The following is a 16,494-nucleotide window of genomic DNA, read 5'->3' as shown; positions in this document are numbered from 1 at the left end:
TCATTATTATTGAGGTTCGATAATCTGATAACGGCCACTCAGATGCATGAAGGCGAAGAGACGCAACAGTCCGTCGTAATAGCCATCGAAGAAGCCTTCTTTGTCTGGTTCATGTTTGGCATTCCAGAAATGACTGACGAATTCCCTACCCTTCACATGATTGCTGACCAATGAAGCCGCAGCCGAAGTGGCAACAAAACCGATAGAATGGCGGAGTGCCTTAGGAGCTGTACCTGCCGGCAGAATATCTTCTACCATCGTTCCATCTACATTATACTGGTCCAGGAAAGAATCAATGCCCTTACTATACAGGAAGTTCTGTAGCGTATTGGCATATTTCTGCTGCCACTCCTTATCCTTACAAGCCCAGGAATAATCGAGCGCTATGTTCATTGGAACTCGCCATGAGTCATAACGGAATGCATCACCCAACAACTGACCGGTCTTCATCAGACTGCCATCATAGTTGCAATAGTCCGGGTTCAAGCCCGTCTTCTCATTGATGCACTTATGCAGGAACTCACGGCTTTTCTCAGCACACTCCTTCCAGAACTGGGACCGTCCGTCGTTAGCCCATTTCGCCCAAACCTCGTAAAAGGCAGGGAGATGGTAAGAAGGATCGGTAAACTTCCCGCCCCAATGATCGGGCGTAAAGGTGATGAGCTGATGTTCGAGATTGATAAGCGGAGCTGTGCGGTCCATTCCCGCCTTCTGCATGCTGCAATCCAGAATATACTGCGCTTCCTTCAGATAGTTGATGCCCGTATCATTGCCCCATCGGTTGGATGCAAAGATGAGCGAAGTTACGAAATAGAGTTCACCATCCGATGCGGCTCCCTGCGCATTTCTTGTTCCATCAGTCTTGCAGCTCCATGCGAAATAGCCCTTATAAGGTCCTTCCTGATGCTGCATGTATTTCTTGCTCCATCGCCAGAGACGGTCGAAGATGTCCTTCTTGTCAAACTGCACGGCAGCCATCATTCCATACGACATGCCTTCGGTTCTCACATCATTGTTCTTTATATCGCTGACATATCCCATGGAATCGCCCACCTCGAAATAAACCTTGTTCTTACCGTAGAATACATCATTGAACACTTCGTTCACCTTTCTGTCTATATCAGCCTGCTTATAGCCCATCTCGGCAAAGAGATTACGATACTGGTGAGTTTCGAAAGCTCCCTTTTCCCAAGGCAACGCATCAAAGCCCAGCCAGTCAACCTCAACATCGGCTCCACTCTGCAAGGATACATGGAGAGCATGAACACCGAGAGGAGCATGGAGCACCTGGGCACGGATATTCTTCCAGGCTGCCGACTTTGGAATCTTCACCTTAGCAATGATATTACCCTTCTTGCCATCGGCTCTGACTACGAGCACACCGCCCTTTGAAGACTTGGCACGAACGATGATTTCTTCCACCTTCTCATTACCGAAATCCACCTTATTATATATAAGAGCTGTATTCGATTTAGGGAAGAGAGTCTTCCAGCCGGCAAAGCAGTTGTTCTTATCCAGATAATCAATACCAATACCCTTGCCTTGCAGCGCAGAATAGCGGTCAATCTGAATATGCGAACGAGCGTTCGTCAATCCCACACCTCTTAGCGTAGGTATCACCTTCTGTATCGTTCCGTCAGGATTGAAGTTCGCTGAAGCTCCTGTCGATAACGCCAGCATCAAGGCACACATCCATGTTTTCATACATAAATTCCTTTAAAGAAGAAAAAAAGGGAGTGCTTTTTTCAAAACACCCCCTAATTGTCAAACAATCTATAGTTCTTTAAACTAAAAACACTATATTAACAAAACAACTTCATGATTACCAACCAGGATTCTGCTTCAGGTTAGGGTTCTTATCCAACACGGTCTGTGGATAAGGGAAGAACTCATGCTTGCCCTCCTTGAAACCTACCTTGAAATTAGTCTCAGGAGTGTTGGTCGTATAGAAACGGCTGTTTGCTTCTGATCCATGCTCCCAAGTTACATCCTGGTCGTCTGCCTTTGGAGCTCTGAAAACCTTATCAAACAAATGTGGCACGACTGTACCAGCCTTAGTCAAACGCTCTTTGGCCTTTGTATCATTCCATCGCATGATATCGAACCAACGACAGCCTTCAAGCCAAAGTTCATATGACTTTTCTTTCTTCAACACATCCATATCAACAGTTTCACTGACTGTCTTTGAACCGGCGCGCTCCTGAATCTTATTGATATATATCTTAGCTTCATCCAGATCGCCTGTCTGAATACAAGCCTCTGCATAATTGAGCAAAACCTCAGCGTAACGCATGACAAGATAATTATTCAAGCGAATGTTATCACCATATTTCTTGCCTTCAGTATCAGAAGCTCTCATTATTTGCTTGAACGCCAACCAGGTAGAGTTGCCGTAGAGTCCCTGAACAGGGTCATTGATGCCAATCTTGTTACTGGTTTTCTTCTGCTCGTCAGTCATATTATCGATTTCATCCTTGCCGTAAGACATATGATAAACCGCATCATCAATATGCTTTAAAGTAGCCTTCAAGCGATAAGAGTCACCATCATTTTTATAGAACTCGTCACCAAACCACTGAGGCACGCCAAGGCCACCCCAGCCATCAACACCGCCACAATAAACCTTGTTAGGAGAAACAACAAAGTGATCAGCACGCCAATCCCAATAGTTGGTTTCCATCCAGCTAGAACGCTGAATCATACCACCCCAATCGGTCTTACCTGCATTATACTCGAAGTTGACTTCAAATACCTTCTCCTCGTTGGCATCACCCTCGATATGGAAGTTGTCAGCATATTTCTCACCAGGAACAAGATCATACTTGCCCGAGTCTATAACCTTTTTAAGGGCAGTTTTAGCCTTGTCATACTGACCGGCAAACAAATAAGTCTTTCCGGCAAGAGCATATGCAAAGCCCTTGGTTACCTTCACTGCTCCATCCTTGTCATCCTTACTTTTACGCTCATCCAAATCGTTGGCAGCATTCTCACATTCCTGCGCAATCCACTCTATCAACTGTTTGTGATCCATAGGATGCTCAGGATCCTTATCACAATTAAAAGGCAGTGCAGAAGCATCCAGAACATGAGTTACCAATGGTGGAGTACCCCAGAGATTAGCCAACAGGAAATAATCATAAGCACGAAGCACACGAGCCTCTGCGGCACAACGTTTCTGCACAGCGGTAGTAGCATCGGCAAAGTGATCGAGTACAAGGTTACAGGCATATACAGAGTGATAGAGGCCTGTGTACATAAACTTTGGCACCTCAGCCTCAGCATCATAATAGAACTGATTGAGCATGATACCAAACGTATTATCACCAGAGTTGGCACCTGCTGCCAACACATCGTCTCCACACTCATTGACTATCAGTTTCAATGGAGTATAAATACCTGGGCCACCACCATCGTGGTTACGTCCCATCACATTACACATAAAGCTTTCGTATGCAGCAACGAGGGCTGACTCTGCATCAGCATCGGTCTTATAGAAGCTCTCGGTAGGTATTACACCCTTCTGCTCAATGTCAAGCTGATCCTCACAAGATGTAGTGAGCGTCATTGTTCCTGTGGCAGCAAGAGCCAATATTGTTGAAAATAATATTTTCTTCATTGTTTTTGAATATTAAAGGTTAGAATGTTACATTGATACCAAATACCACCTTCTTGGAAGTTGGATAAGTACCATTATCAAAACCACGAGAGGCGCCACTGTTGATAGAAGCGGTCTCCGGATCAGCACCAGGATACTTGGTGATGGTGAAGAAATCATCCAGTGAGCAATATACACGAAGATTGCTGATACCTGCCACGCTAGTGATAGCCTTTGGCAATGTATAGCCCAACTGAATCTGCTTGATCTTGAAATACGAGCCACTGAACACTGCTGCATCAGAACTGAAGAACTTCCAGTCTGTAGAAACCTTTTTCATATCAGGATACTTAGCATTGGTGCGGTCTGCTCTCCAAGAATCCTTCCAGTAGGTATCAATTCCATTGATCAACGGACGGTCTGCAGAAACCATCAAGTTGTAAATCTTGTTGCCAGCAGAGCCTGTTCCAAATACGGTGAGGTCAAAGCCCTTATATTCTGCATTAAGAGTAATACCATAAGTAAACTTAGGAATACCTGAGCCCAAATCCTGCTTATCTTCATCGGTTGGAGCTGAAGTTGTTTCGCCATTCTTATTATAATAGAGAGCGCTACCATCTTCGGCTACACCTGCATACTTGTAACCACGGAAATACCATACCTGATGGCCAGCCTCGAATGTAGGCTTAAGCTGGTTATTGAATCCATCAATACCTATTTCGGTCAAACGGCTTACAAGGTTAGAAACCTCCTTCACCTCATTCTTCAGAGTTGAACCATTTACGGTCACACTATACTTAAAGTCCTTGATGTGATCTCTCCAACCCAACTCGAAATCAAGACCAGAGTTAAGTACCTTACCTGTATTAACAACTCTCTTGTTTACACCAATCTCTGGAAGAGGAGCGATTTCAATCAAGAGGTCCTTGGTTGTCTTACGATACCAGTCTAAGCCCAAAGTCAAGCGGTCGTTAAGGAATCGCGCATCAAGTCCAAGGTCAATCTGCTCTGAAGTTTCCCACTTCAAGTCTGGGTTAGCAAGTCCAGAAGGCTTAGAACCAAAAGTCAGCTTACCATCTCCAATAGAAGGATTATACTGATAGAAACTCTGATTAAGAGCTAAGGTAGAAGCATAACGATAATTGTTCAAGATATTGACGTTACCATTCTGACCCCAAGAACCACGAAGTTTCAAGAAAGAAATGGCATCACGACTTATATTGTCCTTGAAGAACTTCTCATTGCTGATAGCCCATCCTGCTGAAACTGATGGGAAATTACCCCAACGTGCCTTCTTTGAAAGTTTTGATGTATCGAAAGCATCACGACGGAAGTTAACCTGCATGAAGTAACGGTTGTCATAGCTGTAAGATACACGACCAAAGTAAGATAACTCTGTAGCATCTGAAGGAGCGTTACCTACATTCTTGGTTGCATTAGCCAACAAGTAGTCGATGTAATGGAAGTTTGGCTCATAAGATGTGAGTATGTTACCTCCTGTAGAACTGATGGAACTATTGTCCCAATGATTCTTGGTAAACGACATACCTGCCATGGCACCAATAGTGTGCTTGCCGATTGTTGTCAAATAGTTGGCAAAGTTCTCCCACTGATAGTACAAGCCATTATTGGTTTTCGCTTCAATGGTATAGTTTTCACTATGTGCCATAGATGATAACCAATATGGAGTCTCGTAGTTATGATAGTTACTCTGAGTGATACGATAACCTAAGCGAGAAGTAAATGTAAAGCCCTTGAATGGCTTGATATTGGCAGCAACGGTACCACGTACATTGATACCAGAAGTCCATGTGTCATGACGGTCGCGCTGATAGAGAGGGTTACCAGTAGCATCATCTACATATTTAGAAGTACCATAGTAGTCATTGTTATGGCTTGGATCTCTTGGAACTGGGCCACCGGCTTCTACCTGTGCCTTCATGCCAGGAGCCAAATCCTCCACATTACTGATATAAGCTGGAGTCAAAGGATCGATAGAAACCACAGAGTTCAGCAATGAACCATAACCCTTGGTCACGCCTTTGGTCTTCCACTTTTCAAAAGATGTATTGGTAGTAATGTTCAACCACTTGTAAACATCATAATCGGCATTGATCTGACCAGTGAAACGCTTATAAGTATCCTTGCTACCTTTAACGATACCATCATTGTTCAGGATATTCAAGCTGGCGAGGAAACGGCCCTTGCCATTGCTTGCCTGCACGGTGAGGCTATGCTGATGAGCCAGACTGTTCTCAAATACCTCGTCATACCAGTTGGTGTTCTGACCATTATAGTTGTTCTTCTTCAGAAGATCATCGGTCAAGTCGCCCAAATACTTGTGATACTCGATATACTCAGGAGCATCAAAGATATCAGCCTTCTTTCCCAACGACTGGATGGTGAACTTGCTGCTGTAAGAAATCTGTGCCTTACCGCCATTGGCAGCACCCGTCTTGGTTGTGATGATAACGACACCATTACCCGCCTGCGCACCATAGATGGCAGCAGAAGCGGCATCCTTCAATACCTCCATGCTCTCGATCATAGATGGATCCAGGTACTGGATGTTATCCACCTTCAGACCATCGACAATGAGCAACGGACCGATATTACCACTATTGGAAGAATAACCACGGATACGGATATCGGCAGCCTCACCCGGACCACCCGAGTTGATAATCTGCACACCGGCAGCCTTACCCTGGAGGGCAGCACCGGCATCGGTAGCTGACAAACCCTTGATGTCATCGCTCTTGATAGATGCAACTGCACCAGTCAGGTCGCTCTTCTTCTGAACGCCATAACCGATGACAACGACATCATTAAGAACTTTTGAATCATCCTTCAAGGTAATGGAAAGTGTTTTACCAGCCTCAGCTTTCACGGTCTTAGGCTCCATACCCACATAGGTAATTGTCAATGTTGCATCAGGTGCAGCATCAATGCTAAACTTACCGTCCAAGTCGGTAACAACACCCAGTTTGCTACCATCTACTTTAACAGTAGCACCAATCACAGGTTCTCCACTTGGATCAGTCACTATACCTTTTACTATGCTCTGAGCCGAAACTCCCAAAGGAAGCAAACAGAGCAGGAATAGCAATACAAACGGCTTTTCAATCATTTTAAAATTTATCATCTTAAAAATAGATTAATAGTTATACTTACTTGTCAGTTGCTAAATACTACATTATTATATTCTACATCCTAAATTTTCAAAAATTTCATTAAGGATGCTGAAACATGTCGCAAAAATAGATAAAAACATTAAAACGCATTTTACCTCAAGTAACAAATACTTTATCACAAATAACATCTACCCCAAAAGAAACAAAATGAAACATATTCTGAGACATAACAAAGGGAAAAGTTATTGATATATGAGACAAAGCACGTATGGAAATCTTTTCATAACTTTGCAAACAGAACAGAAGATGAAAATCAATCTAATAATTTAATTAAATATAAACTATGAAGAGATTATCAATCTTAGCATCGATGCTCGCGATGGCGTGCCTACCTATGATGGCACAGAAAACGGGCAGTAAGGTTCAGGAAAAGCCTGATCCTAATTTTCAGATTTATCTCTGCTTCGGACAGTCGAACATGGAAGGAAATGCGGCTATCGAAGACATCGACCGAACGGGCGTGAACCCGAGATTCCAGGCTATGTATGCCGTGAATGATGAAAAGGCGGGATGGAAGAAGGGACAATGGCACACCGCCGTGCCGCCACAGGCAAGACCCTCTACAGGACTGACTCCTGTTGACTATTTCGGAAGAAAGATGGTGGATAACCTGCCAGACAGCATCAAGGTGGGAACCATCACCGTGGCCGTGGGCGGAGCCAGCATCGACCTCTTCGATAAGCGTACCTATAAGGCTTATCTCAAGAAACAACCCGACTGGATGAAGAACTTTGCATCCCAGTACAACGGAAATCCATACGCCCGACTGATAGAACTGGCAAAAATAGCCAAGAAGCAGGGTGTTATCAAGGGCATCCTCCTGCATCAGGGCGAAACCAACAACGGCGATGCGAACTGGCCTAACCGAGTAAAGACTGTTTATAACGACATCTTGAAGGATTTGAATCTGAAGGCAGAAGACGTACCTCTGCTCGTAGGCGAAACCGTACAGAAGGATATGGGCGGAAAATGCTGGGCACATATCGCCATCGTTGATGATATTGCCAAGACCATTCCTACAGCCCACGTCATTTCTTCAAAGGGCTGTCCACAGCGTGGCGACGGTCTACACTTCATCGCAGAAAGCTACCGCACCATGGGCAAGCGCTATGCAAACATGATGCTCGCCCTGCAGGGAATCATTCCAGACAGCAACTATCCGCGTGTAGATAAGGACCGTAGAGCTTATGTAAAGCTCCATGCTCCTGAGGCAAAGAAAGTAATCTTCGACATCTGCGGCAAGCAATATGAGATGAAAAAGGATTTGGATGGCGACTGGTACGGCGTGAGCGATCCGCTGGTAGTAGGATTCCACTACTATTTTCTGAATGTAGATGGCGTGCAGGTTGTTGACCCTGCCAGCGAAACCTACTTCGGCTGCTGCCGTGAAGCAGGCGGTCTGGAAGTTCCAGAAGGAGCAGAAGGCAACTACTATCGTCCTCAGCAGGGCGTAGCCCACGGTCAGGTTCGCTCAGTATCTTACTATGCAGCCTCTCAGAAGCAGTTCCGCCGCGCCATGGTTTACACCCCTGCCGAATATGAAACCAACACCACCAAGCGCTATCCTGTGCTCTATCTGCAGCATGGCATGGGCGAAGACGAAACGGGCTGGAGCAAGCAGGGAATGATGCAGCACATCATGGACAACCTGATAGCAGAAGGCAAGGCTGAGCCTATGATTGTGGTCATGGAGAGTGGCGATGTAAAGAAGCCTTTCGTTGCCCGTCCGGGCAAGAATGTAGATGAAGAGCGCAGCCACTATGGAGCTTCTTTCTATGATGTGATTATCAAGGATCTGATTCCGATGGTTGACAAGACATTCCGCACTTATACCGACCGCGAGCATCGTGCGATGGCTGGATTGTCATGGGGCGGTTGCCAGACATTCAACACGGTATTGCCTCACATGGACAAGTTCTCTGCCCTTGGAACCTTTAGCGGTGCACTCTTTGGCGTGGATGTAAAGACCTGTTTCAATGGAGTTTTTGCCGATGCAGAGAAATACAACAAGAACATTCATTATATGTTTATGGGCTGCGGTTCGGAAGAGAACTTCGGTACCGAGAAGATGGCACAGCAGTTGAAGGAGCTGGGCATCAAACTCGATGTTTACGCATCACCAGGCACTCATCATGAGTGGCTCACCTGGCGCCGCTGCTTCAAGGAATTTGTTCCTCACCTCTTCAAATGGTAAACAAACTATCAGACATAATAAATCCCAGAACTGCTTGGAAGAGCGATTCTGGGATTATTTTATATACTTCTTGCCATTGAATTCCCGCACTGAAATTACGTCACGACGTATCTTTTACTACGTCCGGACGTAACTTTTGCTGCGTCGGGACGTAGCAAATACTACATCGGGACGTAGCAAATCCCTCAAAAACACCGTTATTTTGCTGATTTTATGCCAAAAGTGGCAATAGGTGGCAATAAGGTGACAATAAAAACACCCCTTATTGCCACACGTTATCCTCTAATAATCAAAGTGTTAAGTATAAGTGTGGCAAATGTGGCATTAAATTAGAAAAAAAAATACACATGTAATACTACAGGATACTGATATAGCTCAGTCAGCTAACTCAAGTAGTTCAATCAGCTAACCCAAGTAGTTCAATCAGCTAACCCAAGTAGTTCAGTAAGCTAACTCAAGTGACTCAATCAGCTGACGCAGATATCTCGACAAGCCGAAGGATACGTCTCCGTTAGCCTACGGAGTCGTATCCGTAACCCCACGCAGCCATATCCTTAACCTCACGCAGCCATATTCTTAACCCCACGCAGCCATATCTGTAGGCAAACGGAAGCACATCATGGCAAACTATCAGACATAATAAATCCCAGAACCGCTTGGCAGAGCGATTCTGGGATTTTTTATACCATTTGTTTAATATTTATATTATATAGATTAATTCGTTACTGAAATTTCGCATGTAAGCCCCATACGCCCTGAACCAACGGTCACCGGCCGAAGGGAATTGAAAATCGCTGGCCGAAGGGTAAAGCAAAGGTAAAGGGCGTGTGGGTAATTTCAACCGTACAGGTCGAAAAGTTTTAGAAAAAGTTATCAGATAGTATTGGGGATAGCAAAATCTTTACTTTTTTACCTTTTTACTTTTTTACCTTTAAAAATCCTAGAAAACTCTTGCAGATATGAAAATAAAACCGTAACTTTGCGCTATAGAATTTTAAAACAGATGGTTATGAAGTACTTAGACCCTAAGGCAGACCTTACGTTCAAGAAGATATTCGGCAATCATCCTAAAAGACTGATCAGCCTTCTGAACGCCCTCCTGCCACTCAGCGAAGAAGAGCAGATACACGAGATAAAGTATCTGCCTACAGAACTTGTGCCCCAGCTCGAAGGGGGCAAGAACACCATAGTGGATGTACTCTGCACCGATGTCAGAGGCAGGAAGTTCTGCGTGGAAATGCAGATGGAATGGTCCGACGCATTCCAGCAGCGAGTACTGTTCAATGCATCCAAGCTCTATGTAAGCCAGGCTAAAAAGGGAGGAAAATACAGCGAACTCCAACCCGTATATTCTCTCAACCTGATAAATGATATCTTTGCGCATGATACTCCGGATTTCATCCACAACTACCGCATCGTGCACGATAAGGACAGCAATAAGGTCATCGAGGGCTTGCATTTCACCTTCATAGAACTCCCTAAGTTCACTCCTCATTCCATTGCTGACAAGCGCATGATGGTATTGTGGCTCCGTTTCCTCACAGAAATCAATTCCAATACGAAGGATATTCCTGCCGACCTGCTCAATGACCCAGAGATTGGAAAAGCCGTAGAAGATCTTGAAGTTTCCGGCTTTACAGATGCCGAACTCCGTGCCTATGATAAATTCTGGGATTCGGTAAGTGTAGAAAGAACCCTTCTGGATGACAGATATCAGAAAGGAATGGAAGAAGGCATGGAGAAAGGCATGGCGAAAGGTATGGAGAAAGGCATGGAAAAAGGTATGGAGAAAGGTAGAGCAGAAGGCAAGCATGAGGCCAACACAGAAACAGCACAACGATTGCTGGCAATGGGACTTTCTGCCGAACAGGTTGCCAAAGCTACCCAGCTACCTTTGGAAATCATTAAGAATCTGAGCAATACATAAAAAATATAATAGCGGAGATATTGATGACAAATATCACCATAATAAATCCCAGAACCGCTTGGCAGAGCGATTCTGGGATTTTTTATACCATTTGTTTAATATTTATATTATATAGATTAATTCGTTACTCTTCAGCGCCGTCCCAGAGGCCGAATTTACGAGAATGGAATGAAACATCACCTGGAGTTTCATCACTCAATGTTGTATTCACTTCATTGCCAGAGCCAGAGGCAGCCAACAGACTCACATTCTCCAACTTAACAATATCCATAGATGGTTTGATGTATTTCTTCATTATTTCTTTTTTAAAAAGTTCGTATTCCAATTGATCATATTAAGAAAGCGTTGCTATTACTTCAAAACAATCTTTTTGCCATTCTTGATTACAATACCCTTGTAACCCTTATCCACAAGCTGACCTGCAAGATTATACATTGGTGCATTGTTGCCAGCAGCCTCATTCTTTACAGAAGTGATACCGGTAGTAGAACCAGAATGATCTCCTAAGCTAAAGCATTTTGCCGAACTAGCAGAGTTTTCAACTTCGAGATAAGCACACTTAACCGGGATTGTTTTACCTTTGGATGCCCTATAAAAACCATCCTGACCATCAACGGTTGCCAAGCCATAGACTGTTTTTTTGTCAGTAGAAGTAATTGTACCATCCGACATCTTCAAGTCAGAAGTTACATTCTGCCAACCTTCAGCCTTTGTCAAAGCATAATCAGTATCAGCCTTACCCTTCAGCAAGACAGCGACACCAGCAGGGACAACGCACTTAACTTCATTCATCACGATTCCGGTCTTCTCTGCATTGAGTATTACCGTATATGCCTTCAAATCATCAAGTTTACTATAATCTACAGGATAATAAGCTGCATATGTAGAATAGCCAGAAGAAGAAATGGTAACAGTCTCCTCAGGAACATCTAAAGCCACAATCTTCACACTCTTGATATCGATCTCGCCATCATAATTGCCCACATTGAGCAAGAGACGCCTAGCGTTATCACCAGAACAAGTAAATGTCTTTTCGATGGACTTAAAATCGTCGGTAGCCAAATTGATATCCTCGTAATTGCTACATTCATGATAGTTATCTGGATTCTGCAAAACTGCATTGATGGAGCCTGCAACTGACCCCTTTGCTACCATTGTTAACTGAATCTTAGCACCCTTAGGATAAACATTTTCGAAATCTACCTGCACCTCATGAGGCTGTTCCTGCTTGGTAAAGGTAATAACATCAACGCCATCTTTGATTTCAGAATGAAAACCTTTACCCCAACCACCAATGGCTTTTGCATTTTCCGTAGAGAAATCAAGATTAGCCAAATCTAAAGTATAACGAGGAATGTCGGTAGCTGTTGTAGTTACACGCTTGATACTTTTGATATTAATAACAGCGGGATATGTGGCATTCGCATCACAAGCTTGAAGAACTATACTGGTAACATCTTGAGGCTCATTTTTATACTCCTTGTCTTCAATATACTTCTCGGTCTCGCCTTCCACTACTTTTTTAAATGACCAGCCAGTAAAACTACAATCTTCCTTTGACACAGTAAAACTAGCCTTATTGTCCACTATGGTCAAAGGCTTGAATTTCATGGTACTATGACCACCGCCATACTGATTGGGAATAATACAATTGACACAGATTTGCAATTTAACAGTAGGGGTAGCACCAAACTCGATAGTGTAAGTCTGGACAGAACCACTCTCACGAGCATATGTCAAATCTTTGTCCTCACTATCTTTCAAGTTACAGCCTGCATACAAAGCCTTAGCAGTCAACTTGTCAGTAGACTCAAATGTTCTACCAGGCCATTCAAACGCCACGCCGTCATTGACAAACATCTGTCCCCAATCTGAATTACCTGATGAGACCTTAATCACATCCTCTGTCTGAGCGTTAACACCAACTGCCATCAATGCAGCTGCCACTAAAGTTAAAAATTTCTTCATTTCGTTCAGTTTAAAAAATTTATAATTGTTTATTACTCAAGTTTCGCAAGTAAGCCCCATATGCCCTGAAAGGGCAGAAGCTCCTAGCCCAGGGCATCGCCCTGGGTAATTACGGACGCAAACCTGGCGCCCTGTAAGGGCAAAAGCTTTAAAACTCCAGACAAAATATAAAGCTTTTGCCCTTACAGGGCGCCTTACTGATTGCCATTATACCCAGGGCGATGCCCTGGGAGGGCACTGAAAAAGTCCCTTCATGGGTTATGTTAGTTTAACATTCGATCTTTGAAATAGTGTACCCAAAAGTTGCATATGTGCAATATTTTTTGTATCTTTGTAGAAAAATACAAGGATTATGCTAGAGCAACAACAGACCATATCATTCAGTGATTATTCAAGTTTGTATGACTTGATTATCCCAAAAGACAACCTGCTCCGCCAGATTACTGACCTGGTGGACTTTCGTTTCGTATACCAGGAATTGCAGGACAAGTATTGTCATGACAATGGTCGTACAGCAGAGAGTCCTATCCGTATGTTTAAGTATCTTCTTTTAAAGGTAATCTATGACATATCGGATGTTGATGTTGTTGAACGTACTCGCTATGATATGTCGTTTAAGTACTTCTTGGGATTAACTCCTGAGGAGACTAATCTGATTAATCCTAGTTCCTTGACCAAATTCCGTCGACTTCGTCTGAAGGATATGGACCTGTTGGATCTTCTTATCAAGAAGACTGTTTCTATTGCTATAGAAGCAGGTGTCCTCAAGTCTAGAACCATCATTGTTGATGCAACCCATACGCATTCTCGTTCCAACCCTATCAGTGCAGCAAAGAGTTTGGAGTATTATTGCAAGGCCGTAATCAAGGTCGTTAATTCTGTGGATGACAGCATGGAATTGCCTGAGCTTCCAAAAGAAAAGAAGTATTCTTCTATCATGACTGCAGCCAAAACGATAGTTGCTACGGTGGAAGCTGATGCTGCAACTGCCAATATGCCTGCAGTCAAGGAGCGTCTCAATATGCTGAAAGAAACCATTTCAGACGCAGAGACCCGAGGCGTAATATCAAAAGATGCAGATGCCCGTACAGGACATAAAACAGCGCATTCTTCATTCTTTGGCTATAAGACGCATATAGCTATGAGCGATGAGAGAATTATCACCGCAGCTACCGTCACCTCCGGCGAGAAGGGTGATGGACAGCAATTGCCAGAATTGATAAAAAAGACAGAGGAAGCAGGAATGGAAGTTGATTCCATAGTAGCAGATAAGGCATATTCCAGCAAGGAGAATCTCAAAATGGCAAAGGAAAACAATATGCGCCTCTCTGCTCGTTTAAGCTCTGTAATTGACGGTAATCGAACAAACAAACTCCCTTTTGAATACAACAAGGATGCAGATCTGTACGTCTGCCCAGCAGGGCATCTGGCGAAATGGAAAGAGATGAATTATCGCAAAAATGACAAGCGTCACAGAAACTCCAGCATTACCTATTATTTTGATGTGGACAAATGCAAGGTCTGTCCATTACGTGAAGGTTGCTACAAGGAAGGAGCCAAGACAAAAACATATGCGGTTACCATCAAATCGGATGAACAGTTGGAGCAAATCGAATATCAAAAAACAGAAGAGTTTATAAATCTTCAGAGGAAACGATACAAGATAGAAGCCAAAAACTCCGAACTTAAGAATGTCTTAGGATATGACAGAGCCCTGTCATACGGTTTGTCGTGCATGGAAATGCAGGGAGCTTTGACTATTTTCGCTGCAAATGTGAAGAGAATCATCAAATTGATGCAAAATGCATAAGGGGGGAAGTAGATTTCTCTATATATTGCCGAATTAAACGCCAGAAACGCTATAGAAAGCTGTTTGAGACTATATTCCTGTCCAAAAAAGTATTTCACTTTTAAAAGATGAAATGCGTCTTGGACAAGAATTAAAGTTCAAAAACAAGCTATGCAACTTAAAATTGGGTACCTTTTTCAGTGCCCTCCCTGGGCTAGGAGCTTCTGCCCTTTCAGGGCGTGCTGCTTCTGGAGCTTTTGGGCCTTCAGGGCGTGCTGCTTCTGGAGCTTTTGGGCCTTCAGGGCGTGCTGCTTCTGGAGCTTTTGGGCCTTCAGCCCGTACTTGAACCACATGCGAAACTTCTGTTTGTTATTTAATCACGATTTTCTTACCACCATGGATATAAATACCCTTGGTAGGGCGAAGAACCTTCACACCTTGAAGAGTGTAGTATGCCTTATCCGCTGATTTCATCATGGTTGCCACAGCTGGCTTCTCGATGCCTGTTGATGCATTGGCTTCGTTGGCAAGAAAATAGCTTGGACCTTTCCAGTTGGTGCTCCAGCCCTGAATATTGCGGGCTGAGAAATCGGAGTTGGCTATCAGATTCTCTGATGTTCCTTCCTTCACCAACACCATGTCGTCAATATCGAGTGTACCACCATATTTGCCAAATACAAACTGGAAGGTATCCAAGGTGAAGTTGGCTGTGAAATTCCAGGTCAGCGTTTTCCAGTCGCCAGCCTCTACAGAATAGGCTGCCAGATACTGCACATCATCGCTTCCACCCCACTGGTTCTTGTTGGCACTTGCATTCCAGATAGGCCAGAATCCCAGTTCAGCGCAATCTGCTGAAGTTCTCATCTTCATGGTCAGCGTATACTTAGCACCCTTTTCCAAAGCCTTTGGCAAGGTGTAGACAGCCTGACGGTCCCAGAGGTTCTCGCCCACAGTACTCTCGTAACGGATGAAATAGTTGCGGTTTTCCACAGGTACCGGATGCTGGTTCAACTGATGATGCTTGAAGAAGTTCCACAGTTCCTGGGTAGAATTTACCCCGTTAGGTTCATTGGAATGCCAATGTCCCTTACCGTCAATGGAGATAAGGTTCACTTCTACATCATCGTTCACATTATTATAGATAGTACGGGTAGCACTGGCAGTTTTTCTGCCGGAAGGATAAGGACGGATTACCTGCGGATTGCTTACATCGCAACCCTCGTAGGCAGCCCACTTCTTTACATATTCCTCAATGCTAGGATAACCGCCAGCCATGTGATAAGGATCGCCCGTATATTTGAACACATCATCAGCGGTTCCGTGAATATGCATGATAGGCACCATGCGGTTAGCTCTAGGCTGCTTACCGATGTCCACACCGCTCACTGGTCCGAAGGCAGCAATCTTATCGCCAAGCGTTTCCAGGCAGTGGTAACCCAGCCAGCTACCCATAGAGAAACCCGAGAGATAGATGCGGTTCTTGTCCACATGGTGCTGTTTTATCATTTCTTGGATGACAGTCTCCACAAACTTCACATCAGAAGTACCGTTAGTGTCCCACATCTTGTTATTACCCAGCGGATAGGTAACAATAAAACCCTCGGTATCAGCCAGCGCGTTCCATTGCGTCTGATTCTGCTGAAACCCAGGGTCCTGATTCATACCATGAAGAGAAATCACCAGAGCTGGTGATTTCTCTACATTCTTTGGTACATAAGTGAGGGTCTTGCGAGTAGAAGTCCCCACTTTTACATCTTCCCAGGTCTGTGCCGCCATTTGTAGGCACAGAACCATGAGGAGAGATGCGAGCATTGTAAAACGTCTCATCTA

The 16,494-nt window shown here is 44.1% G+C and carries 9 protein-coding genes; 3 read left to right on the top strand and 6 right to left on the bottom strand.

Going from position 1 to position 16,494, the window contains the following annotated elements; all coding sequences use genetic code 11:
• Positions 1–6: 6 nt before the first annotated feature.
• From ONT19_RS14445 to ONT19_RS14435, 3 genes are all read right to left on the bottom strand, one after another.
• Positions 7–1,704 carry a glycosyl hydrolase family 8 gene (locus tag ONT19_RS14445; protein ID WP_264953166.1) on the bottom strand — a complete coding sequence of 566 codons (1,698 nt, stop codon included), beginning with the start codon at positions 1,702–1,704 and terminating at the stop codon, positions 7–9.
• A 118-nt stretch (positions 1,705–1,822) separates the two neighbouring features.
• Positions 1,823–3,616, bottom strand: a complete 1,794-nt coding sequence (locus ONT19_RS14440; RefSeq protein ID WP_264953164.1) for a RagB/SusD family nutrient uptake outer membrane protein — start codon at positions 3,614–3,616, stop codon at positions 1,823–1,825.
• A 19-nt stretch (positions 3,617–3,635) separates the two neighbouring features.
• Positions 3,636–6,737, bottom strand: a complete 3,102-nt coding sequence (locus ONT19_RS14435) for a SusC/RagA family TonB-linked outer membrane protein (RefSeq protein ID WP_259297330.1) — start codon at positions 6,735–6,737, stop codon at positions 3,636–3,638.
• Between the two features lie 332 nt (positions 6,738–7,069).
• On the opposite strand from ONT19_RS14435, the gene ONT19_RS14430 reads away from it, so the two are divergent.
• Both ONT19_RS14430 and ONT19_RS14425 read left to right on the top strand, forming a co-directional pair.
• Complete coding sequence (locus tag ONT19_RS14430; RefSeq protein WP_264953163.1) at positions 7,070–8,980, top strand: sialate O-acetylesterase; 1,911 nt, start codon at positions 7,070–7,072, stop codon at positions 8,978–8,980.
• A gap of 1,003 nt (positions 8,981–9,983) precedes the next feature.
• Complete coding sequence (locus ONT19_RS14425; RefSeq protein ID WP_264953161.1) at positions 9,984–10,907, top strand: Rpn family recombination-promoting nuclease/putative transposase; 924 nt, start codon at positions 9,984–9,986, stop codon at positions 10,905–10,907.
• 124 nt (positions 10,908–11,031) lie between these two features.
• On the opposite strand, the gene ONT19_RS14420 is transcribed toward ONT19_RS14425, so the two are convergent.
• Both ONT19_RS14420 and ONT19_RS14415 read right to left on the bottom strand, forming a co-directional pair.
• A complete protein-coding gene (locus ONT19_RS14420; RefSeq protein WP_264953159.1) occupies positions 11,032–11,202 on the bottom strand; it encodes a hypothetical protein in 171 nt (56 codons plus the stop codon).
• Between the two features lie 56 nt (positions 11,203–11,258).
• Positions 11,259–12,875 (bottom strand): hypothetical protein, encoded by a 1,617-nt coding sequence (locus tag ONT19_RS14415; RefSeq protein WP_264953158.1) that lies wholly within the window; start codon positions 12,873–12,875, stop codon positions 11,259–11,261.
• 352 nt (positions 12,876–13,227) lie between these two features.
• Here ONT19_RS14415 and ONT19_RS14410 point away from each other — a divergent pair, with 352 nt between their 5' ends.
• Positions 13,228–14,685, top strand: coding sequence for an IS1182 family transposase (locus ONT19_RS14410; RefSeq protein ID WP_264952067.1), 1,458 nt, complete (start codon positions 13,228–13,230; stop codon positions 14,683–14,685).
• 348 nt (positions 14,686–15,033) lie between these two features.
• Here the strand turns inward: ONT19_RS14410 and ONT19_RS14405 are convergent, their stop codons facing one another.
• The gene (locus ONT19_RS14405) at positions 15,034–16,491 is read right to left on the bottom strand and encodes an alpha/beta hydrolase family esterase (protein WP_264953157.1); all 1,458 of its coding nucleotides are present in this window, start codon (positions 16,489–16,491) and stop codon (positions 15,034–15,036) included.
• Positions 16,492–16,494: the final 3 nt, after the last annotated feature.

This window comes from Segatella copri, assembly GCF_026015625.1.
GTDB classification, from domain to species: Bacteria; Bacteroidota; Bacteroidia; order Bacteroidales; family Bacteroidaceae; genus Prevotella; species Prevotella copri_H.
The sequence above is the reverse complement of the archived record's forward strand: the minus strand, read 5'-3'. Positions and strand labels throughout refer to the sequence as shown.

Coding starts and splice junctions, on each gene's coding strand:
- ONT19_RS14445 (WP_264953166.1), bottom strand. CDS start 1,704: ATGAAAACATGGATGTGTGCCTTGATGCTGGCGTTATCGACAGGAGCT.
- ONT19_RS14440 (WP_264953164.1), bottom strand. CDS start 3,616: ATGAAGAAAATATTATTTTCAACAATATTGGCTCTTGCTGCCACAGGA.
- ONT19_RS14435 (WP_259297330.1), bottom strand. CDS start 6,737: ATGATAAATTTTAAAATGATTGAAAAGCCGTTTGTATTGCTATTCCTG.
- ONT19_RS14430 (WP_264953163.1), top strand. CDS start 7,070: ATGAAGAGATTATCAATCTTAGCATCGATGCTCGCGATGGCGTGCCTA.
- ONT19_RS14425 (WP_264953161.1), top strand. CDS start 9,984: ATGGTTATGAAGTACTTAGACCCTAAGGCAGACCTTACGTTCAAGAAG.
- ONT19_RS14420 (WP_264953159.1), bottom strand. CDS start 11,202: ATGAAGAAATACATCAAACCATCTATGGATATTGTTAAGTTGGAGAAT.
- ONT19_RS14415 (WP_264953158.1), bottom strand. CDS start 12,875: ATGAAGAAATTTTTAACTTTAGTGGCAGCTGCATTGATGGCAGTTGGT.
- ONT19_RS14410 (WP_264952067.1), top strand. CDS start 13,228: ATGCTAGAGCAACAACAGACCATATCATTCAGTGATTATTCAAGTTTG.
- ONT19_RS14405 (WP_264953157.1), bottom strand. CDS start 16,491: ATGAGACGTTTTACAATGCTCGCATCTCTCCTCATGGTTCTGTGCCTA.